This window comes from Streptomyces sp. NPDC023573 (assembly GCF_055559735.1).
Window position 1 is genome coordinate 97,192 of record NZ_JBVHKB010000009.1, and the last position, 19,119, is coordinate 116,310.

Annotated in this window: 16 protein-coding genes and 1 tRNA gene; 7 read left to right on the plus strand and 10 right to left on the minus strand. The window is 71.4% G+C overall.

What is annotated here, in order from left to right; translation table 11 throughout:
• Nucleotides 1-160: 160 nt before the first annotated feature.
• The 3 genes from ACZ32T_RS27005 to ACZ32T_RS27015 all read right to left on the minus strand — a co-directional run bounded on the left by ACZ32T_RS27005 (nt 161) and on the right by ACZ32T_RS27015 (nt 2,430).
• Nucleotides 161-367 (minus strand): DUF397 domain-containing protein, encoded by a 207-nt coding sequence (locus tag ACZ32T_RS27005; RefSeq protein ID WP_356709852.1) that lies wholly within the window; start codon nt 365-367, stop codon nt 161-163.
• Between the two features lie 245 nt (nt 368-612).
• Nucleotides 613-1,470 (minus strand): helix-turn-helix domain-containing protein, encoded by an 858-nt coding sequence (locus ACZ32T_RS27010; protein ID WP_467369450.1) that lies wholly within the window; start codon nt 1,468-1,470, stop codon nt 613-615.
• A gap of 240 nt (nt 1,471-1,710) precedes the next feature.
• The gene (locus tag ACZ32T_RS27015) at nt 1,711-2,430 is read right to left on the minus strand and encodes a GOLPH3/VPS74 family protein (RefSeq protein ID WP_356709848.1); all 720 of its coding nucleotides are present in this window, start codon (nt 2,428-2,430) and stop codon (nt 1,711-1,713) included.
• A gap of 164 nt (nt 2,431-2,594) precedes the next feature.
• Here ACZ32T_RS27015 and ACZ32T_RS27020 point away from each other — a divergent pair, with 164 nt between their 5' ends.
• The 3 genes from ACZ32T_RS27020 (at nt 2,595) to ACZ32T_RS27030 (ending at nt 8,283) form a co-directional block, all read left to right on the plus strand.
• Nucleotides 2,595-5,348, plus strand: a complete 2,754-nt coding sequence (locus ACZ32T_RS27020; RefSeq protein ID WP_467369452.1) for a serine hydrolase — start codon at nt 2,595-2,597, stop codon at nt 5,346-5,348.
• Between the two features lie 198 nt (nt 5,349-5,546).
• Nucleotides 5,547-7,370 carry an MFS transporter gene (locus tag ACZ32T_RS27025; protein WP_467369454.1) on the plus strand — a complete coding sequence of 608 codons (1,824 nt, stop codon included), beginning with the start codon at nt 5,547-5,549 and terminating at the stop codon, nt 7,368-7,370.
• A gap of 97 nt (nt 7,371-7,467) precedes the next feature.
• Nucleotides 7,468-8,283 carry an adhesin gene (locus tag ACZ32T_RS27030; protein WP_467369456.1) on the plus strand — a complete coding sequence of 272 codons (816 nt, stop codon included), beginning with the start codon at nt 7,468-7,470 and terminating at the stop codon, nt 8,281-8,283.
• A gap of 6 nt (nt 8,284-8,289) precedes the next feature.
• Here ACZ32T_RS27030 and ACZ32T_RS27035 read toward each other — a convergent pair whose 3' ends face one another.
• Entirely contained in the window at nt 8,290-9,039 is a 750-nt protein-coding gene (locus tag ACZ32T_RS27035) for an ATP-grasp domain-containing protein (RefSeq protein WP_467369458.1), read from the minus strand.
• Between the two features lie 84 nt (nt 9,040-9,123).
• Here ACZ32T_RS27035 and ACZ32T_RS27040 point away from each other — a divergent pair, with 84 nt between their 5' ends.
• On the plus strand, nt 9,124-10,011 hold the full coding sequence (locus ACZ32T_RS27040) for an aminoglycoside phosphotransferase family protein (protein ID WP_467369460.1): 888 nt from the start codon (nt 9,124-9,126) through the stop codon (nt 10,009-10,011).
• Between the two features lie 227 nt (nt 10,012-10,238).
• Here the strand turns inward: ACZ32T_RS27040 and ACZ32T_RS27045 are convergent, their stop codons facing one another.
• From ACZ32T_RS27045 to ACZ32T_RS27055, 3 genes are all read right to left on the minus strand, one after another.
• Nucleotides 10,239-10,847: a hypothetical protein gene (locus ACZ32T_RS27045; protein ID WP_467369462.1), complete on the minus strand. Its 609-nt coding sequence runs from the start codon at nt 10,845-10,847 to the stop codon at nt 10,239-10,241.
• A 376-nt stretch (nt 10,848-11,223) separates the two neighbouring features.
• Nucleotides 11,224-11,691: an ArsI/CadI family heavy metal resistance metalloenzyme gene (locus ACZ32T_RS27050; protein ID WP_467369464.1), complete on the minus strand. Its 468-nt coding sequence runs from the start codon at nt 11,689-11,691 to the stop codon at nt 11,224-11,226.
• A gap of 60 nt (nt 11,692-11,751) precedes the next feature.
• Nucleotides 11,752-13,146, minus strand: a complete 1,395-nt coding sequence (locus ACZ32T_RS27055; protein ID WP_467369465.1) for an NAD(P)-binding domain-containing protein — start codon at nt 13,144-13,146, stop codon at nt 11,752-11,754.
• Between the two features lie 105 nt (nt 13,147-13,251).
• On the opposite strand from ACZ32T_RS27055, the gene ACZ32T_RS27060 reads away from it, so the two are divergent.
• Nucleotides 13,252-13,617 carry an ArsR/SmtB family transcription factor gene (locus ACZ32T_RS27060; RefSeq protein ID WP_467369467.1) on the plus strand — a complete coding sequence of 122 codons (366 nt, stop codon included), beginning with the start codon at nt 13,252-13,254 and terminating at the stop codon, nt 13,615-13,617.
• A 603-nt stretch (nt 13,618-14,220) separates the two neighbouring features.
• Here the strand turns inward: ACZ32T_RS27060 and ACZ32T_RS27065 are convergent.
• A tRNA-Arg gene (locus ACZ32T_RS27065) sits at nt 14,221-14,293 on the minus strand.
• A 165-nt stretch (nt 14,294-14,458) separates the two neighbouring features.
• Complete coding sequence (locus ACZ32T_RS27070) at nt 14,459-14,869, minus strand: winged helix-turn-helix transcriptional regulator (protein WP_467369469.1); 411 nt, start codon at nt 14,867-14,869, stop codon at nt 14,459-14,461.
• Between the two features lie 150 nt (nt 14,870-15,019).
• On the opposite strand from ACZ32T_RS27070, the gene ACZ32T_RS27075 reads away from it, so the two are divergent.
• Nucleotides 15,020-15,865 carry an NAD(P)H-binding protein gene (locus tag ACZ32T_RS27075; protein WP_467369471.1) on the plus strand — a complete coding sequence of 282 codons (846 nt, stop codon included), beginning with the start codon at nt 15,020-15,022 and terminating at the stop codon, nt 15,863-15,865.
• Nucleotides 15,866-15,944: 79 nt separating this feature from the next.
• The gene (locus ACZ32T_RS27080; RefSeq protein ID WP_467369473.1) at nt 15,945-17,678 is read left to right on the plus strand and encodes a class I adenylate-forming enzyme family protein; all 1,734 of its coding nucleotides are present in this window, start codon (nt 15,945-15,947) and stop codon (nt 17,676-17,678) included.
• Here ACZ32T_RS27080 and ACZ32T_RS27085 read toward each other — a convergent pair.
• On the minus strand, nt 17,665-18,942 hold the full coding sequence (locus ACZ32T_RS27085) for a M6 family metalloprotease domain-containing protein (RefSeq protein WP_467369475.1): 1,278 nt from the start codon (nt 18,940-18,942) through the stop codon (nt 17,665-17,667). The two genes, ACZ32T_RS27080 and ACZ32T_RS27085, sit on opposite strands and share 14 nt — an antisense overlap.
• Nucleotides 18,943-19,119: the final 177 nt, after the last annotated feature.

Consider the following 19,119-nt stretch of genomic DNA (forward strand, 5'->3'; position numbering starts at 1 on the left):
GTGTGCGGTACGTCCATCGACGTGCGGTACGTCCATCGACGGCGCCGGTTCCGATGGCGGTCGAGCCCCCTCGGCCAGGACGGCGGGCCAGTCGAGAGGGCTCCTGGCGGTCGTGTTCGGTGACCGGCCATGGTGCGGCGCGTGCGGACCGGCGTACCGGTCAGGCGTTGATCGAACCCGACGCGACGTCGCGCACGAAGGTGTTCCACGCTCCGGACACGAAGGAGAGCGAGGGGCCTTCGGGCGCCTTCGAGTCGCGCACGGCGATGGCCTGCGTGACGGGCGACTTCACTTCGACGCACGCGCCGTTGCCGCCCGAGTACGTCGACTTCGTCCAGTTATCCGTAGCACCCTGAAGAATGGCCATGTTCACTCCGGTTCAGAGAGTTGATGTGAGTGGCACCAACTTCGTTCCTGTTGGCGTGATCGACGCTACTCGCCAACATCGCGTGGTGGTGGGGCCGTTCACTCGACCGGATGGCATATTCCATGCGGGTCTTCCGCTGCGAGGTGGTGGCGGTGTATCGTCCCGCCCCCACCTCGCTTACATCGCAGCATTTCCGGCGTGAACGGGCCTCTCGGGCAGGCCCCTTCGGCACGCTCGGCAGGCGCTCAGCGGGTGTAGCTCTTGGCGATGTCGCCGATGAACTGGCGGGTCTGGTCCACGTTCAGCGCCTGTGCCCTCAGGTGCTCGTACATGACGCTGTAGCGCTGTACGTCGTTCGCCTTCTCCAGGTAGAGGTCACTGGTGACCCCCTCGATGTACACGACGCTGGAGTCCGCCGCGTCGGGAAATTCCAGGATGGCGTACTGCCCGTTGATGCCGGGGTGCGCACCCATGTCGAAGGGCAGCACCTGCACGGTCACATGGGGCAGCCGGGACTGCTCGATGAGGTGCTCCAGCTGCTGGATCATGACCTGCTTGCCGCCGACGAGCCGGCGCAGGGCGGACTCGTCGATGACGGCCCACAGGCGCAGGGGGTGCTCGGGGGCGTTGACGCGGTCCTGGCGGCGGGCCCGGACGTTCACCCGCTTCTCGATGTCGGACGGCGGGGTCTCGGGCAGGGCGCCGTTGATGAGGGCCTCCGCGTAACCCCGGGTCTGCAACAGCCCCGGGACCACCTGGGGTTCGTACACCCGGAGGGACTCGGCGTCGGTCTCCAGTCCGATGTACACGCTGTACGGGATGTCACCGAAGGCGTGCCACCAGCCCTGCTGGCGGGAGTCCTTGGCCATCTGCATCAGCGAGTCGACGATGCGGTGGTCCTCGACCTCGTAGACCCCGCAGAGATCACGTACGTCGCGCTGGCTGATCGAGCGGCGGCCGTTCTCCAGCCGGCTGATCTTCGACTGCGAGACCAGCAGCCGCTCCGCCACCTCCTCGGCCGTCATGCCCTTGATCTCGCGGAGGCGGCGCAGTTCCTGGCCCAGCCGGCGTCGCCTGACAGTGGGATTGACGTTGGTCGGCACGGGAACGGCACCTCCGGCTATGCAGCTGTTGTAGCTGTGCGTATCTGCTTGCTCAGCAGATTGCCACCCGGGGGACCGGCCGCGCTGGGAAATGGCCACACGCAGTCAGCGCGCGCAAGAGCGCGGGGCAGCCGGTGGATCCGGCTGCCCCGCGCCTGGTGCGGCTCCCGAACCGGGTCATGGGGACGTCGGTGCGGCGGTATTCAATGCTCCACGCCAAGTGTCCGCGCGGTCGTGCTGTCAGTGGACGGAGGTGTGCGCCATGCTGCCGCGACGCGCTTGTGCTTGCGGCTGCAACGGCACGCCTGCCGTCTGCTGGTTACGGCGTGGCTGGACGGCCACGCCGTTCTGGACGTCCATCACGGCATGCGCCACGAGACCGCCCATCGGGTCGTGTCTGATCAGGTCCCGGAGCCGGGAGCGCGACGAGCGCCCCTCGTTCCCGGGGTACAGATGCTTGCCGAGTCCGACCGCGTGGGCCAGTGCGGCGAGCGCCGCGGTCCGCGGGTCCGGCGGTACGCCGGTGCGGATCGCGTTGTCCAGCCGGGCTCTGATGTCCCGGCTGATTGCCGTGTCCGTCGCCTGGTAGCGAGTCGTCGGCAGCACTCCGCACATCTGGCCCGCCACGGCGTGAACCATGCCGCACCGCTCCAGATGAGCGAGGTAGATCTGGCGAAGTCCCAGCCGGGGTCCGCCGATCCAGTGGACTGCCCGGACCGGACTGCCACGACGGCGCAGCAGTTCCAGTGCGGAGTCCAGAGTCGGATCTCCTGTCGGCCGTGGCATCACCACGGCGATACGATCCCCGTCAGGGGCTATCCGTCCTGCCAGAGCCAGCTCCACTAGCTGTGCCCCGGCCAGGCCGAGGTCGAGCGACTGCGGCTGCGCTGTGGTACCCGTGGTCGGGTCCAGAGCGAGCAGCAGAAGCTCCTCCGGAATTGTTCTGCGGCTCCTGCCCATCCATGCCTCCCCGCGTGGATGAATGACAGGGTGACCCCTCTCACATTGGTCTGTCGAGGGTGCCTGGGTGCTTTGTGAGGGAACCGTTAGGTATGTCGTTCTCGTCTAGCGGCTCGGTCAAAGGTTCACACAGGACACTGGTAGATGGTTCGGACAGTGCGGGCATGTCCCCGCGGCTCATCAAGGAGGTATCGGTGGCGGGCGAGTCCCCCGACATGTCGGAGCAGCGGAAGTCGTCGGGGACGACTTCGGGGACGGCTGAGGAACGCGATCCGCGTCTCGCCGTGTTCCGTGAACCGGCCGCCGCGGCGGCCGGGAGCACGACGGACGGGGCGACAGGCACCGCCAAGGACAGCGAGACGGCTGTCTTCCGTCTGCCGCACTCCGCGGAGGCCGACGCCTCAGTAGGCGCCTCCGGCGTCCCTGGGGGCGCCTCCGGCGCCTCGGAGGGCACAGAGGGCCCTGAGACGGCCTCCACGACCCGTGAGGCGGCCGGGGAGGCGGAGAAGGCGGAGGGCACGGCCGGAGAGGCCGCAGCGGCGCCTGAGGCGCCCTCGTCGGCGTCGTCGGCTTCCTCCGAGGAGGCGCGGCCCGAAGGCGGAGCTGAGGCCGAGTCCGATTCCAGCCGTTCCGACGGCGCGGCGGACTTCGGCTCCGAGCGAGAGGGCGAGGAGGCCGCCGAGCCTGCTTCGGAGGCTCGGTCCGCGCCGGAAGCGGCGTCGAAGGCCGACGCCGATGCCGAGGGCTCCGCTTCGGACGCCGAGCCCGAGACGGGTTCCGGGGCCGGTCCCGGGGCCGGTCCCGAGGCCGGAGCGCCGCCCACCGACGCCCGGCTGCGCGCCGCCGTCGCGGCATGGGTGGCGACCGGGCCCGACGAGGAAGCCGCAGGTCCGAGCGGTGCGACCGAGGATGCGGACGAGCCGTCCGAGGGCGACGACAAGCCGTCGTCCGGCAGCAGCGGCGACGGTCCGGCCGTCACCGACGACAAGGCGGAGACCGCCGGCGAGGGGACCCCGGCGGACGCCGACGTGATCCCGGCCGACGACACCTCCCCGGCCGACGACGACACCGTGGCGTCCGACGACACCGAGAAGCCCGCAGAGGCAGAGGCCGAGCCGGCAGAGGCGGAGGCATCCGACGGCACCGCGGAGTCAGCCGAGACCGCTGAGCCCGCCGAGTCCGCCGACGCCAAGGACGACGTACCGGCCTCCCGCGCCTCCGGCGACGGCGACACCCCGCGGGTTCCCAGGACCCGCGAGGAGGCGTCCCCGGCGGAGGAGGCGGACGCCGCGGGCGACGGGCGAGGGATCGATCATCCGACGGCCGTCTTCAAGGCGCCGCGGGCCGACCGGATCGACCACCCGACGACCGCGCTCAAGCTCCCGCCGAAGGAGAAGGCCGCCGCACGGAAGCCCGCCTCCTGGGCCGCCAAGCCGGCCGGAGACCCCGGGTCCCCGGAGGCTCCCGCCGAGCGGACCAGCAAGTTCGTGCCGCTGCGCTCGGACGACGTACGCCCCGCGCCCGTGGTCGGTCCCACGGTCACCCCGGACGTCGCGGCCGCACCCGGCACCCCCGCGAGCCCCGGGGCGGGTCTCCCCGAGGCCGAGCGGACCAGGCAGCAGCCCATGCCGCCCAGGCCGCCGCTCGACCTGCTCGCCGAGCTGACGAACACCCCGCCGCCCCCGGAGACCCCGGTCCGCACCGCGGTCAGGCGGGTGAAGATCTGGACGCCGCTCCTCCTGCTCGTCCTGGTCATCTTTGCGATCGCGCAGGCCGTGCGCCCGCTGCCCGACCCCACGCTGACCCTGTCCGCGAACCCCACGTACACCTTCGGCGGCGAGAAGCTGGACATGCCGTGGCCGGAGGACGGGCAGGGCGCCGTCGAGGTCGAGGGCGTCGGCACCATCGGCACGTACGGCAAGGAGAAGTCCGCGCCGATCGCGAGCGTCGCGAAGATCATGACGGCGTACGTGATCCTCCAGGGCCACCCGATCACCGGAAAGCAGGCGGGCGACCAGATCGTGGTCGACGCCAAGGCCGGCGAGGAGGCCGACCGGCCGGACGAGTCGACGGCGCCCATCCAGGAGGGCCAGAAGTACACGGAGCGTCAGATGCTCCAGCTCCTGATGATCCCCTCCGGCAACAACGTGGCACGGCTGCTGGCCCGCTGGGACGCCGACACCGAGAAGGCGTTCGTCGCGAAGATGAACGCGGCGGCTGAGGACCTCGGGATGACGAACTCGGTGTACACGGACCCCAGCGGTCTCGAGGCCACCACCCGGTCCACCCCCGCCGACCAGCTCAAGCTGGCCAAGGCGGTCATGCAGAACGACGTCTTCCGCGAAATCGTGAACATGCCGCAGGCCGAGATTCCGGGCATCGACAAGATGATCTACAACAACAACAACATCCTGCTGGAGCCCGGCGTCAGCGGCATCAAGACCGGCTCGTCGACCCCCGCCGGCGGCAACCTCATCTGGACGGCCGACACGGTCATCGACGGCAAGACCCGCCGGATCATCGGCGCGGTGATGGGTGCCGATGTCGACGGGACCCTGGACGCCAAGCTGCAGCGTGCCCTGCAGAGCAGTCTGGCGCTGATCCGGACCGCCCAGGAGGGTGTCGACTCCGCCACCGTCGTCAAGAAGGGTCAGGTCGTCGGTTACGTCGACAACGGCTTCGGCGGGCAGACACCCGTGGTCGCGACCAAGGACCTCAAGGCCGTCGGCTGGGGCGGGCTCGAGGTGGACCTCAAGCTGACCGACGGCGGCAAGGTGCCCGCACACACGGCGGACGCGGGCACCGTCGTCGGCGAGGTGACGGTCGGGACGGGGACGGGCAAGGTCTCCGCGCCGGTCGCCCTGCAGAGCGAGATGACGGAACCGGGCTTCGGCGACAAGCTCACCCGCATCAGCTGACGGCCACCCCCTGTCCCCGCCCACGCGGGGACAGGGGGACGCCCCCGTGTCCCCGATAGGGCAGCGCGGCGAAAATGCCGCGTGCTAGCGTCCCGAAGGCAACAGTCGGGCGCCGGGACGCGTCCTTCCGAGTACGGATGAGGCCCGTGCAGTACATGGACGGTTCGGCAGGCCCGGGCGAGGACGGGGAGAGTCGCAGTGACCACCGCTGAGCCGACACGTGCCGACGCCGGCTCATCCGCCGGGAGCGCCCCGGTCAGGATTCCGGCCCAGGCCGGCGGTGGCGGCGACGGTACGGGCAGCTCGATACGGAGCCGGCTCCTGCGCCACCCCGTACTGCTGACCACCGCGGTCGCCGCGGCCGCGCACCTCCTCTGGTTCTTCTTCTTCGCCAACAGCGGCGGCGACATCGCGGCCCAGGACGCCTGGGCCGAGTTCGTCGGCCGCCACCCCGGTACGGCGTACAACCTCGCCTGGTACGGGGGCATGCACCCGGTCTCGTACAGCGTGGTCTCGCCCTACCTGATGTCGGTGCTCGGCGTCCGCTCGACGATGATGATCGCCGGCACGGTGTCCTCGGCGCTCACCGCCCTGATCCTGGTGCGGGTCCCCGCGGTCCGTAACCCCGTCGCGTGCGCGCTCGCCGGGGTCTTCGCGTACCTGTGCAACGCCCTCTCCGGCCGGGTGACGTTCGGGCTCGGCATGATGTTCGCGCTCGGTGCCGTCGCCGCCGTCTTCTGCTGGCCCCACCGCTGGCGCTACAAGCGGTGGGCGAAAGCCGGCGTGGCCGCGCCACTGGCCGGGCTCGCCACGGCGGGCAGCCCGGTCGCCGGGCTCTTCCTCGGGGTGGTCGCCGCGGCGCTCTTCCTGAACAAGCGGCGCCCCGGGGCGTACGCGCTGGGCCTGGCCCCCGTCGCGGTGGTGGTCCTGTCCGCGTGGCTGTTCCCGTTCTCGGGCACCCAGCCGATGGCACTGGGCACCCTGTCGCTGCCCTTCCTGTACTCGGTGTTCGTCTTCTTCCTGGTGCCCCGGGACTGGCACACGGTGCGGACGGCCGCCGCGGTCTACGGCGCCGGGACGCTGCTGACCTATGTGGTCGACTCGCAGATCGGCTCGAACGTGTCGCGCATGGCGATGCTGTTCGCCGGTGTCGTCCTGCTCGCCGCACTCCCGTACACGGCGCCGCGCACCCGGCGCTGGTACGCCCTGGTCATCGTGTTCGCCGGGCTGAACTTCTGGATCGGCTTCAAGGGCGTCGACGACATCGTGCGCACCGCCCCCACCGCGTCCTGGAACCGCGAGCTGGCGCCGCTGGTCAACCAGCTCCAGAAGGCAGGGGCGGAGCGGGGCCGCGTCGAGGTCGTACCCGCCAGCAGCCACCGCGAGGCATCGGCGCTCGCGCCGTACGTGAACCTGGCGCGCGGCTGGAACCGGCAGGCCGACATGAAGCGCAACCCGCTCTTCTACGACGACACCCTCAACTCGATGAACTACCGCGAGTGGCTGGACCGCTGGGCGGTGCACTACGTGGTGCTGCCGAACGGGAAGCCGGACTCCGGGGGCGAGCAGGAGGCGGGACTCGTCGAGAAGGGGCAGCCGTATCTGAAGGCTGTCTGGAGCGACAGCAACTGGAAGCTGTTCCGGGTCCTGGACCCGGTGCCGCTCGCCGACCCGCCCGCGACGGTGGAGCGGGCCGGCGACGACAAGCTGACGATCCGCGTGCGGTCGGCGGGCCGTGTCCTGATCCGGATCCCGTACTCCCGGTGGCTCGCCGTCGTGGACGACGAGGGCAAGAGCGTGGAGCGGCCGCAGGAGACGGAGGCGTCCAAGAAGCGTTCTGCGGAGGACGGGGACGCTCCGAAGGACTTCACCAACGACCACGGCTGCCTGACGAAGGTGGAGGAGGACGGGGACGGCGACGAGTGGACCGAGCTCCTCGCGCCGCGCCCCGGCGTCTACCGCCTGGCGGCGCCGTACCAGCTCCAGCCGGGCACACCCTGCCCCGAGGAACTGAGCCGATAACTGCCGGAACTCTCCCTCCGGGCGTGTCCCACTGGCATGGTGTGCTGCCATGGGGTGCCAACAGTGCGGCGGCGAACCCGTCGGTCCGCTGCCGGGCATGGTCTGTCCCCGGTGCGGTTCGGCGGAGCGCTCGCCCCGCGGCAGCGGTTCATGGATCGCCCAGGAGACGCTGACGGGCCGGTTCTCCACACTGCCCCGGCGGTGGAGGGTGCTGCTCGTGGCGGGCGTCGTCGTGGCCGCGGGTGCCGTGTCGCTGCTCGCCACCGGTGCGGGAGGCGCGCGCCTGGACACCGCGGGCCGGGCCGACGCCGTACCGGCACCGGCCGGCGGCGGGGCCCCGACCCGGATCGGGCCGACCGGGTCCGAGGACGGCGCACCGGAGCCCTCTGCCGACACGGCGCGCTACCGCTACACGGCATGGGCCGGGCCCGGCTGCACGACCGGTGGATACACGGAGCGCGGGCGCTTCGAGAACGGTGACGCGGGCTGGTACACCGTCGAGGCGGGCGGCTTCGCGGACGGTCCGTGCGACGGCCGGTTCAGCGCCGTCCCGATGTCGGGGAGCCCTGGCCAGGACCGGGGGAGCAGCGCCGTCTGGTCCTGGCACCTCGGTGACGGCTTCCACGAGTGCGCCCTGACCGTCTTCGTGCCGAGCAGCGCCCGCGACCGGGACGTGGCCGGCGATCCGACCGTCTACCGGATCCTGTCCGACCCGCACGACACGGACTCGGCCTACACGGGCTTCACCGTGCACCAGCCGGAGCACCGGGGGACCGCCGTCGACGTACGGAGCTACCCGGTCAAGGGGGACACCTTCGCGGTGCGGATGGTCGACCGGGGCCGGGACTGGGGCGACGCGGAACTGGTGGGCGCGCACCACGCGGCGGCGCAGCTGAAGGTCTCCTGCCGCTGACGCGGTTCACCGGACGAACGGGGTGTCGCGTTCCGCCAGGTGTGCGGCGGGACCGGCGGCCCTGAGTACGACGTCCAGTGCGCGGTCCGGATCGGAGTCGTAGCAGCCGCTGGCCCAGGCGGCGTTGGCCTCGACGACCGCCCAGTGACCTCCGTCGGTGACTCCGACGTCGACGACGATCGCGGACGGCAGGGTGTGCCCTGCCGCGGCGAGCAGCTCCGAGCCGAACGCACGGGCCGCGGCGGACAGCGGCGCCAGGCGCAGCCGCCCGGAGACGGCGTACCGGCTGCCGGTGTGGACCTGCCCGTCGAGCAGATACAACCGGTACTCCGCGTCGAACGCGACGACATCGCTCACCAGCACCACCGTCTCCGGATCGACCGCGTCCGGCCCCGGCAGCCGGGAGCCGTCCGTGTAGACCAGCGCCGGGATGCCCTTGTCGTTCGGCGACTTGACGAAGACGGGGCGGCGCAGTCCGTACGCCTCACGGATGGGCACGGCACGGATATCACGCCGGACGAACGCGGCGGGGAGCCGCGCCAGCCAGTCGGAGGGGGCCTCGAGCGGTGCGACACCCAGCGCGGGGGCCACGGCGTCGGCGAAGGAAGGCCCGGCGTGCAGATAGGCACTCCCGCGGCTCAGCCCCTCGGGCACCTCGTGATCCGGCAGCTGCACGGTGTGCAGTCCCCGCCGCCGGGCGCTGTCGCGGAGGGCCCGGGCGGACGCGGTGAGACGGGGCGGGAGTACGAGGGTCATGGGCAAGGATCCTCCCCCAACGGGGAGGTGCCGCCCACCGGATTTCGTTCGACAGCCCCCTCCCGGTTCGGCTTGCATGGCCGGATGCACGCAGATGAGACCAGGACCGACGCAGTGCTCGTACGGCGCCTGCTCGCCGCGCAGTTCCCCGCGTGGGCCGACCTCCCCGTCGAGCAGGTCAGCTCCCACGGGACGGTCAACGCCATCTACCGGCTGGGCACGGACCTGGCCGTGCGGCTGCCCCGTATCGAGGGCGGATCGAAGGACGTGGCCAAGGAGAGCCGCTGGCTGCCCCGCCTCGCCCCGCACCTCCCCTTTGCCGTCCCCACACCCTTGGCCGAGGGTGTGCCGGCCGAGGGCTATCCCTGGTCCTGGTCGGTCTGCCGCTGGCTCGACGGAACCAACCCGGCCCCTGGTACGGGCAGTGTCGGCTTCGCCGCCGACATCGCGGAGTTCGTCCTCGCCCTGCGCCGTGTGGACACCCCCGGCGGCCCGCGGGCCTACCGCAGCGAACCACTGGCCTCACGTGACACGGCCACACGGGGCGCCCTGGAAGCCCTGCACGGCGTCATCGACACCGGGGCGGCGGCCACCGCATGGTCGGAGGCTCTGCGGATTCCCGCACCGCAGTCCCCGGGCGTATGGGTCCACGGGGACCTCCAGCCGGGCAACGTCCTGGTTTCGGCCGGCCGGCTGAGCGCGGTCATCGACTTCGGCTGCATGGGCCTGGCCGACCCCGCGGTCGACCTGATCCCCGGCTGGTACCTGCTCCGGGCCGGGGCGAGGCAGACCTTCCGTACACGGCTGGGGGCGGACGCGGTGACGTGGGCACGGGGGCGGGGCTGGGCCCTGTCGATCGCGCTCATGGAGCTCTCGTACTACCGGACGTCGAACCCGGTGATGGCGGACACGGCACGGCGGGTGATCGGCGAGATCCTGGAGGAGACGAGGCGGAGCGACAGGGCGGGGTGACTCGGCCCCCGTTCCGTCAGCGGGCGGATTCCGAGCCGGAGGACTCCCGTGGAGGAAGTCGAGAAGCAGAGGTGTACAGCCGACCACTGACAAGCAGTCAGGTGAGCGGCCGCAATCGGCAGACTCTCGCCGGGGCGCGGCCGGTCCGCCTGCGATGACGCAGGCGGACCGGCCGGATCATGGCGCGGTGGCGTCGGTCTGTGGCTGAGCCCGTACCGAGGGCCGCGTCACGCCGCCTGAAGCACCGCGCAGGGGCAGTGGCGGAATTCCAGGCCGAGTTCGTGGTCCACGGCCGCGCTCGAACGCGTGGCGGCATCGGTGACCTTCTCCCAGGAGCCGTACTTCAGGTAGAGCTGATCCGCTGTCGGGCCGAGCGGGTTGCCGTACTTCTTCTGGTTGCGTGCCTCCAGCTCCGCGACCTGTTCCGGGGTCATGCCGGCGCGGACGACGTCCTTGGCGTCGTTGCGCATCTGGACCAGGGTGCGGGCGACGTCCTCCTCCGAGCGCCCTTCGGCGCGCATGGCGCACTCCTTGCGTTCCATGTCCTCGAGGAGATCGTGGTAGCGCATCCGCTGATCGCGGGCGACCTCGCGCTCCTCCGGAGTCTCGCTCCGGATCAGGCACACGACCGGCTCCGGACTGGTGCAGTCGCCGTGGTCCGGGGCGGCCTGGGAGACAGGGGCGACGATGACCGAACCGCAGCTGGCGGATGACGCACACGGGCGTGACGCGGGCTCGGCGGCGGAGGCGGTCTGGAGCGGGAGAAGGGCGGCTTGGGCGACCAGCAGCGCGGGAATCACGCGGCGGGCCAGCGAACGCAGACTGTTCAGTGACATGCGCTCATCGTTCGGCAGACCACCACGACACCGGTGCATGGCGAGGCCGAAACTCCCCCACGGGCGGCCGACTCCACTCCGCCGAGTGAAGCGAGGCCTCCGGCGACGCCTCGGCCCTGCGTGGGCACGAAGTGCGGCCGGACGGTGCTGTGGTGGGCGTCCTTTCGATTACCGCTGTGCGCGCTGCTGCCTGACCGAACGGAAGGGAGACATGTCGGGTCCGGCGCCGACAGGCCGGTCCTGGGCAGGGCTCAGGACCGGGTGACGTGGTAGGCGACGCCCCAACTGGTGGGCTGTGCGGCGCCGAGGCATAGGCGCGGGCGGGGCCGCGACCGGACCCCCGTTCCGGTCGCGGCCCCGCGGGCTTCGAGGTGGGTCACGGGCAGCAGCCACCGGCCTCGGCCGGCGCGGGCGGGCCGGACTCGCTGCCCGCCTGGCCCGCGCAGCAGGTGCTGCTCTGCTGCCTGGCCATTGCGTCGGCGTCCGCCTTGACGACGTAGACCTCCCACGGTTCCTGGCCGGGGCCGTGGACCCAGACCTTGTCCTGGAGGGCGTAACAGCAGGTGGTGTCACTCTCGACGTCGGTCGCCAGCCCCTGGTCCTGGAGGCGGGAGGTGGCGGAGTGGACTTCGTCGGTCGTGCCGACTTCGACGCCGAGGTGGTCCAGCCGCGTGTCCGTGTCCGCTGTGCCCTGTATGAGGACCAGCTTGAGCGGCGGGTCGGCGATGGCGAAGTTGGCGTACCCGTCGCGCAGTTTGGCCGGCCCGGTCGCGAAGAGCTTGGTGTAGAAGGCGATCGAGGCTTGGAGGTCGGGGACGCGCAGAGCGAGCTGTATGCGTGACATGACGTTCCTCCTGGCAGGGAGTGGAAGCGCCCCGGCCAGGGGTGGCCGGGGCGCTGTGGTTCAGGACCCGCAGCACCCGCCGGACGTCGAGTCATCGGCGGCTGCGACCGGTACGGAGATGCCGGCGCCGATCTGTACGAGGGCCGGAGCCGGAGCGCAGCAGCCCCCGTCGTCGGCCTGGCCGGCTGCCGGGTCGTCGAAGAGTCCGGCGCCGCCGCACACTCCGGTCTCCGGGAGGGTGAGTTCTACGCGGTCGGCGGACTCGGTGTCGCCGGCGAGGGCGGCGGTGACGGAGCGGACCTGCTCGTAACCGGTCATCGCGAGGAAGGTGGGGGCGCGGCCGTAGGACTTCATGCCGACCAGGTAGACGCCCTGTTCGGGGTGGGACAGCTCGCGGTGGCCGTGCGGATAGACCGTGCCGCAGGAGTGCTGGTTGGGGTCGATGAGCGGGGCGAGCTCCACCGGTGCCTGGAGGCGTTCGTCCAGGGCGAGGCGGAGTTCGGACAGGAAGGACAGGTCGGGGCGCAGGCCGGTCAGGACGACGATCTCGTCCACGGGGTCGAGGCGTCGGCCGTCCTCGCCGACGAGGGTCAGGCGGTCGCCGTCGGCGGGCTCGATGACTTCGGTGCGGAAGCCGGTGACGGCGTCGGCGTGCCCGTCGTCGACGGCGGCCTTGGCGGCCAGGCCCAGGGCGCCGCGGGCGGGGAGCTGGTCGGCGCTTCCGCCGCCGAAGGTGGAACCGCTGATGCCGCGGCGCAGGATCCACACGGAGTGCGTGCCGGGTTCGTCCTTCGCGAGGTCGGCGAGGGTGGCCAGGGCGGTGAACGCGGAGGCCCCGGAGCCGATGACGGCGGTGCGCTTTCCTGCATACCGGGCGCGGACGGCCGGGTCCTTGAGGTCGGGGATGCGGTAGGAGATGCGGGCGGAGGCGGCGCGTTCGCCCAGAGCGGGCAGTCCGTCGGCGCCGATCGGGCCGGGGGTGGACCATGTACCGGACGCGTCGATCACGGCCCGGCCCAGGATCCGCTCCTCGGTGCCGTCGGCGCGGGTGAGGCGGATGGTGAAGGGCTGCTGGTCCCGGTCGGCGTCGACGATCCGGTCGCGGCCGAGGCGGGACACCCCGGTGACGGTGGCACCGTACCGGACCTTGTCGTCAAGGACGTCCGCGAGCGGCTGGAGGTACTGCTCGGCCCAGTCTCCGCCTGTGGGGTAGGTGTCCGCGGCGGGCTTGGCCCAGCCGGTCGGCGCGAGGAGCTTCTCGGCGGCCGGGTCGGTGAGCTCGCTCCAGGTGGAGAAGAGCCGTACGTGCGACCAGTCGCGCACCGCGGTGGCCGCGCTCGGCCCGGCTTCCAGGACCAGCGGTTCGATGCCGCGCTCGATGAGGTGGGCAGCGGCTGCCAGCCCGGCGGGACCGGCGCCGATGACGACGACCGGAAGGTCTGCAGTGGTGGTCATGGCGGTGATGTCCTCCGGGGCGGGGCGACCGTACCCGGTCGCTGTTTCGATTACCGTCTATATACGCAGCTTGCCACTCGCATCGATGAGCGTCAACATAGACGTATGTCGAAGTCTGAGGTTGTGCAGTTGCCGGTTCTGGACCCCGGATCGGTAGTGCCGTGCTGCCCACCGATGACTGCCGGGGAGCTGTCGCAGGACGACGCGGAGAGGATGGCCGTGATGTTCAAGGCCCTGTCCGACCCGGTGCGGTTGCGGCTGTTCTCCCGGGTTGCCTCACATCCCGGTGGCGAGGCCTGTGTGTGCGACATCCAGGACGTCGGTGTCTCCCAGCCGACCGTGTCCCACCACCTGAAGAAGCTGCGCGAGGCCGGCCTGCTGACCTCGGAGCGGCGCGGTACCTGGGTCTACTACCGGGTCGCCCCGTCCGTCGTGGCGGCCATGTCCGCCATGCTCGACCTGCGCAGCTGACCTTCGGCCCGCGCGTCCTCGGCGTCGTTCCCGCCGCCCGGCCGCGACCTTGCTCCTCGCCCTGGTCGAGCTTGCCGAGAGCCGGCACGTCCCGGAATGAACTCGACGCCTTCCTCGTCACCGCACCGGCCCTCATATCCCGGCCAGGCCAACGGGAAAGCAGCCCAGCAGGACGTCAGTCAGTGCCCGGGTCACGACCACCGGAACCTGAGCATCAGCACCAATGTCAGTGCCACTTGCTAGATTCTCCGGTGGCTGGAGACCGGTCGGAGAACCTTCGAGGTCCGCGGTCAAGGGGGGTGGGCATAAAGGTCCCCGGGAGCCACCTCGGGACTATGTTGCAGGCCGTAGATCCCCACCCCCCTCATCCACCATGAGGCCAGCGATCGGCACCTGCACTGAAACGCCGGTGCCGGCGAGGCTCCCTCATTCCTCCCCCGGCGAGGTGAGGAGGCCAACACGCCCACCGTCTTCCCTGTGTCCGCAGGCGTCCGATGGCGATCGGGGCGGCGCGTCCTCTGGCCGGCACATGCGCGCTCGTGCTGCTGTCAGCGGTAGATGCCAAAGGCCCCCAGCCATGATCGGCTGGAGGCCTTCTGCTTGTGCCCCCGGCAGGATTCGAACCTGCGACACCCGCTTTAGGAGAGCGGTGCTCTATCCCCTGAGCTACGAAGGCGCGGCCCAGGAGCGGGTATCGGGTCCCGGTGGGACCAGGCACTCGGTTCCTTGAGCCGTGCGGTGCGAAGGCGTGGCCCCGCACCGGGATCAGTGTAGCGGGTGGGCGCGTCCCGTGATGGGGGCGTCCCGGGGCTGTCGGGGCGCCTTCGGGGCCGTCCGTCGTTCAGCGGCCGCGGCCCGGAGCCGCCTCCTCCGTCGTGTCGAACTCCTGCCGCGCCTGCTCGACGCGCGGCAGGTTGTCCGCCGACCACTCCGCGAGGTGGGCGAAGAGTGGTGCCAGGCTGCTTCCGAGCTCGGTGATCTCGTACTCCACCCTGGGCGGCACCTCCGGGTGGTACGTCCGCAGCACCAGGCCGTCTCGCTCCATCTGCCGCAGGCGCTGGGTGAGCACCTTCGGGGTGATGGTGCCGATGTTGCGCTGCAGCACGACGAAGCGCTGGCGCCCGTATGTGTGGAGCGTCCAGAGGATCGGCGTCGTCCACCGGCTGAAGACGATGTCGAGCACCGGGGCGATCGGGCATGCCTGCTCCGAGGGCACCCCCTGTGCGGTGCTGGTGGTCGTACGAGCCCTCATGTGAACCCTCCGGGTAGTCGCTTTCCTCTAGGTACCTACTTTCTTCACGATGCTAGCTTCCCGGAAGAAGCCGCAAAGAGGGCCGCGGAACGCCGATGTCACGGCGCCGGCTGCCGGCGGTTCTCCCGTCCCCTGTCGAGGAGCAGTCTCATGATCGTTGTCACCGGAGCCACCGGAAACGTAGGCAGCACGCTGGTCGCCGCCCTCACCGCCCAGGGCGAGGAGGTGGCCGCCGTCTCGCGTCGGCCGCTCCCCGCCGAGCTGCCCGAAGGCGCCCGCCACGTCCGGGCCGATCTGGGGGTGGCGGGAAGTCTGCGCGGTGTACTGAAGGGCGCGGACGCGCTGTTCATCCTGCTGGCCGGGGAGATGCTGATCGGTGGTGAGAGCGCCGCGACCCTGCTGGGTGTCGCCAAGGAGGAGGGGGTACGCAAAGTCGTGCTGCTCTCCTCGCAGGTCACCGCGACCCGCCCGGAGGCGGTTTCGCACAGCCGGCTGCGGGAGTTCGAGCACGCCGTCCGCGACTCGGGCCTGGAGTGGACGATTCTGCGGCCCGGCGGATTCGCCTCCAACGCGTTCGCGTGGGCCGGTTCGGTGCGCACCGGGCGCACCGTGCTCGCGCCGTTCGGTGATGTCGCGCTGCCGGTCGTCGACCCCGCTGACATCGCCGAGGTCGCCGCGGTCGTCCTGCGGGAGGACGGCCACGCCGGGCAGGTCTACGAGCTGACCGGACCGACCGCTGTCACTCCGCGTGAGCAGGCCGCGGCCCTCGCGGAACTCCTGGGGGAGGAGGTGGCGTTCGTCGAGCTGACCCGCGAGGCGGCCTTCGCCCACATGGCGCAGTTCATGCCGGAGGCCGTCGTCGACGGGACCCTGGACGTCCTGGGGCTGCCGCTTCCAGCCGAGCGTCCGGTCAGCCCGGACGTCGAGAAGGTCCTCGGCCGCCCCGCCGCCCCCTTCACCGCGTGGGCGGAGCGCACCCTGGCCGCCTTCCGGTAGGGCCGGTTGACGGGTGCGGGGTGCGGGCATAGCGTCGCCGGGTCGCTGAGCCAGTCCGCAGTGCATCGAGAGGCCGTCCGTGCCGCACGCCGAACCCAGCAGTCCGTCCGAGCCCACAGCCCCCGCCCGTATCGAGGCGTCGTTGACCGGTCCCGGGGCGCCGTTCGCCGTGGTGCGCGCCGAGCACGGGCCCCTCATCTACGCCAACGGCCCGCGCACGCTGCGGGAGTTCGTGGAGACCACCTGGGCCTTCGGTGACCAGCCGTTCCTGATCTCGGGCGAACGGACGTGCTCGTACGGTGAGTTCTTCGCGGCCGCCTCCTCGCTCGCCCGGCGGCTCACCGAGACGTACGGACTCCGCCCGGGGGACCGGGCCGTGGTGGCGATGCGGAACCGCCCCGAGTGGCAGATCGCGTTCTGGGCGGCGCAGCTCGCCGGTCTCGTCGCCGTACCGCTCAACTGCTGGTGGACGGAGGCGGAGTTCGCCTACGCCCTCGACGACTGTGAGCCGGCGGTGCTGCTGGTCGACGGGGAGCAGCTGCCGAAGGTGGCGGACCGGTGCCGGAAGACCGGGGCGCGCCTCGTCGTCTTCCACGGCGAGGGCGAGGGGGAGCTGCCGGCCGGGGCCGAGCGGTACGCAGACCTGCCGGAGCCGGATCCGTACGCCGCGCCGCCCGAGGTGGAGATCAGGCCCGAGGACGACTCCACGATCATCTACACCTCCGGTACCACGGGGCGGCCCAAGGGAGCCGTGGCCACGCATCTCGCGCAGGCGGGCGCGGCCCTCAACCCGCGCTACCAGGCGGCAGTCTCGGCGCTGCGGCGTGGCGTGGTTCCGGGGCAGGGGCCGGCGCCGGTCACACTGATGACGTTCCCGTTCTTCCACGTCGCCGCGTTCACCGGCCTGTACGCGGCGATGGCGGCGGGCGGCACCCTCGTCCTGATGGAGAAGTGGGACGTCGATGAGGCCCTGCGGCTGATCCGGCGGCACGGGGTCACCCACTACGCGGGTGTCCCGGCCACCGCGCTCCAGCTGCTCGCGGCGGCGGACCGTGCGGGCGACGGCCTGGAGAGCCTGAAGGGGCTGAACACCGGAGGCGCCGCGGCCCCGCCCGACCTGGTCGCCCGGCTCACGGCCCGGCACGGCGAGCGGGTCGAGCCGCGCAACGGCTACGGCCTGACCGAGACCAGCGGCGGGGTGCTTGCCGTCTTCGGCGCCGCCTACCGGGCGCACCCGGGCTCCGTCGGCACCCCGACGCCGGTCACCGAGGTGCGGATCGCCGGACCCGAGGGCGAGGCGCTCCCCGACGGCGCGACCGGCGAGCTGTGGCTGCGCGGCCAGTCCCTGGTCCGCGGCTACTGGCGTGACGAGGAGGCGACGGCCGAGGCGTTCACCGGCGGCTGGTTCCGTACGGGGGACCTCGCCGTCGTCCGGGACGGGCAGGTGTCCGTCGTGGACCGGATCAAGGACATGGTGGTCCGGGGCGGCGAGAACGTGTACTGCGTGGAGGTCGAGGCCGCGCTGCACGGCCACCCCGACGTCGAGGACGCGGCGGTGCTCGGCGTCCCGCACCCGGTGCTGGGCGAGGAGGTCGCGGCGGTCGTCCGGGTGGGCCCGGGCTCCACCGTCACTGAGGAGGCGCTGCGGGAGCACGTGGGCCGGGGCCTGGCGGCGTTCAAAATTCCCGCACATGTGCTGGTGACGAGTGAGCCGCTGCCGCGGAACGCCACGGGGAAGATCCTCAAGCGGGAGCTGCGGGGTGTGGTCCAGGCGTACGCGCGGCGGGGTGCCCGGGGCTCTACGGCCGGGTGATCCGTACCCGGTAGTTCCCGTCGGAGTCCTTCTCCCGTACGGATATGCGTATGCCGTCGGCCCGGTCGGTGAAGGTCTCGCCCGGTTCGAACGGCGCGTCGGAGAGCTCGGCGTGGACATTGGGCCGTCGGGTGCAGCCGCCGCTGTCCTCGGTGCTGTCCTCGACGGAGACCGGGCCCTGGCCGGTGTCGACGTCGGAGCTGACCTTGTAGATGAGGACGCCGGGCCGGCAGACCGCTTCGTCGTTGCCCTCCGCGGTCCGTACCTCCACCGCGTAGCCGGACTCCGCGCTCACCGGTACGAAGGCCAGCTTGGGACCGCCCCTCGTCGCCAGCGGTGCGAGGACGTGCTCGCTGGTGCCGGGCATGGCGGCGCAGCTGACCTGGTCGTCGGTCAGCCAGCCGAGCTTCCACTTGTGCCAGCCCAGGAGGTCGTTGTTGGCCCCCCAGTCCTCGGACATGATGTCCCAGTGCCCCACGGAGCCACCGCCCTCCATCGTGTAGAGGTCGGGCAGCCCGAAGACGTGGCCGTTCTCGTGGGGCAGCACCCGGTAGCCGGTCTCCGCGTACGAGCCCGAGCCGTCGTCCTGGCGGCTGTAGACGAAGGACGTGTTGGCGAGGGGGGTGCCGTCGGCGAACGGGGCGTCGTCGTTGCCGGAGAAGGTCACCGAGAGGACCGTGTCCAGAGCCGAGGGGCCGGCGTTGGGGGTGACCAGCACGTTGACCAGGTCGTACGCCGAGAAGTCGACCTTCGGATCGGCGACGGTCACCAGGTCCTTGACCATCTCGCGGTAGCCCGGTTCATACGGTGAGCCGCGCTCGATCCCGTACTCGGAGAACGGCAGCGGCATCCGCAGCCAGTCCTTCACGGGGGTTTCGGGCAGGTAGGTGAGCCGGTCGTAGGAGCTGGTGCGGAACCAGTCGGAGGTCTGCGGGAAGAATTCCGCGAGCCGGTCGCCGGCCGGTTCCGTGGCCTGCGCGTCGGGGAAGTCGATCATCAGGTTGAGTGCTTTGATCCGGCCGGTGGAGCGTGCGTAGCCGGGGGGCGTGGGCATGCCCTCCGACATCTGTACGCCCATGGCCGTGGGTATTCGACACGGTGCGAGGCCGGTGCCCCGGGGTGGGGCCGCCGGTCCGGCGGAGGCGCGGCCGGCGAGGGGGAGGGTGGAGCTGGCCGATGCCATCGTGGCGATGACCAGGGCTGTCGCTCCGGCGAGCGCGAGGGGACGGCGGTGTCCGCGTATCCGGTGGCGGGGCTGCGTCATAGGGCGTCGCCTTCGGTCCGCGGCAGTCGGCCGGCCCTGACTGCGCTCTGGCGATCAGCCTCCGCCGGGCCGTGGACGACCGCTCGCTGGGTGCGCCGATGGAGGGTTTCTGTTCCGGCGGCGTGTGGCCCAGACGTGTGACGCAGGACACATGGGGCCGGGAAATAACCGGGGAGC

Excerpts from the sequence above, each read along its gene's own strand:
- ACZ32T_RS27045 (WP_467369462.1), bottom strand. The coding sequence starts at position 10,847 with ATGTCACTGAACAGTCTGCGTTCGCTGGCCCGCCGCGTGATTCCCGCG.
- ACZ32T_RS27050 (WP_467369464.1), bottom strand. The coding sequence starts at position 11,691 with ATGTCACGCATACAGCTCGCTCTGCGCGTCCCCGACCTCCAAGCCTCG.
- ACZ32T_RS27030 (WP_467369456.1), top strand. The coding sequence starts at position 7,468 with ATGGTCTGTCCCCGGTGCGGTTCGGCGGAGCGCTCGCCCCGCGGCAGC.
- ACZ32T_RS27085 (WP_467369475.1), bottom strand. The coding sequence starts at position 18,942 with ATGACGCAGCCCCGCCACCGGATACGCGGACACCGCCGTCCCCTCGCG.
- ACZ32T_RS27070 (WP_467369469.1), bottom strand. The coding sequence starts at position 14,869 with ATGAGGGCTCGTACGACCACCAGCACCGCACAGGGGGTGCCCTCGGAG.
- ACZ32T_RS27015 (WP_356709848.1), bottom strand. The coding sequence starts at position 2,430 with ATGGGCAGGAGCCGCAGAACAATTCCGGAGGAGCTTCTGCTGCTCGCT.
- ACZ32T_RS27005 (WP_356709852.1), bottom strand. The coding sequence starts at position 367 with ATGGCCATTCTTCAGGGTGCTACGGATAACTGGACGAAGTCGACGTAC.
- ACZ32T_RS27020 (WP_467369452.1), top strand. The coding sequence starts at position 2,595 with ATGTCCCCGCGGCTCATCAAGGAGGTATCGGTGGCGGGCGAGTCCCCC.
- ACZ32T_RS27055 (WP_467369465.1), bottom strand. The coding sequence starts at position 13,146 with ATGACCACCACTGCAGACCTTCCGGTCGTCGTCATCGGCGCCGGTCCC.
- ACZ32T_RS27040 (WP_467369460.1), top strand. The coding sequence starts at position 9,124 with ATGCACGCAGATGAGACCAGGACCGACGCAGTGCTCGTACGGCGCCTG.
- ACZ32T_RS27060 (WP_467369467.1), top strand. The coding sequence starts at position 13,252 with ATGTCGAAGTCTGAGGTTGTGCAGTTGCCGGTTCTGGACCCCGGATCG.
- ACZ32T_RS27035 (WP_467369458.1), bottom strand. The coding sequence starts at position 9,039 with ATGACCCTCGTACTCCCGCCCCGTCTCACCGCGTCCGCCCGGGCCCTC.
- ACZ32T_RS27075 (WP_467369471.1), top strand. The coding sequence starts at position 15,020 with ATGATCGTTGTCACCGGAGCCACCGGAAACGTAGGCAGCACGCTGGTC.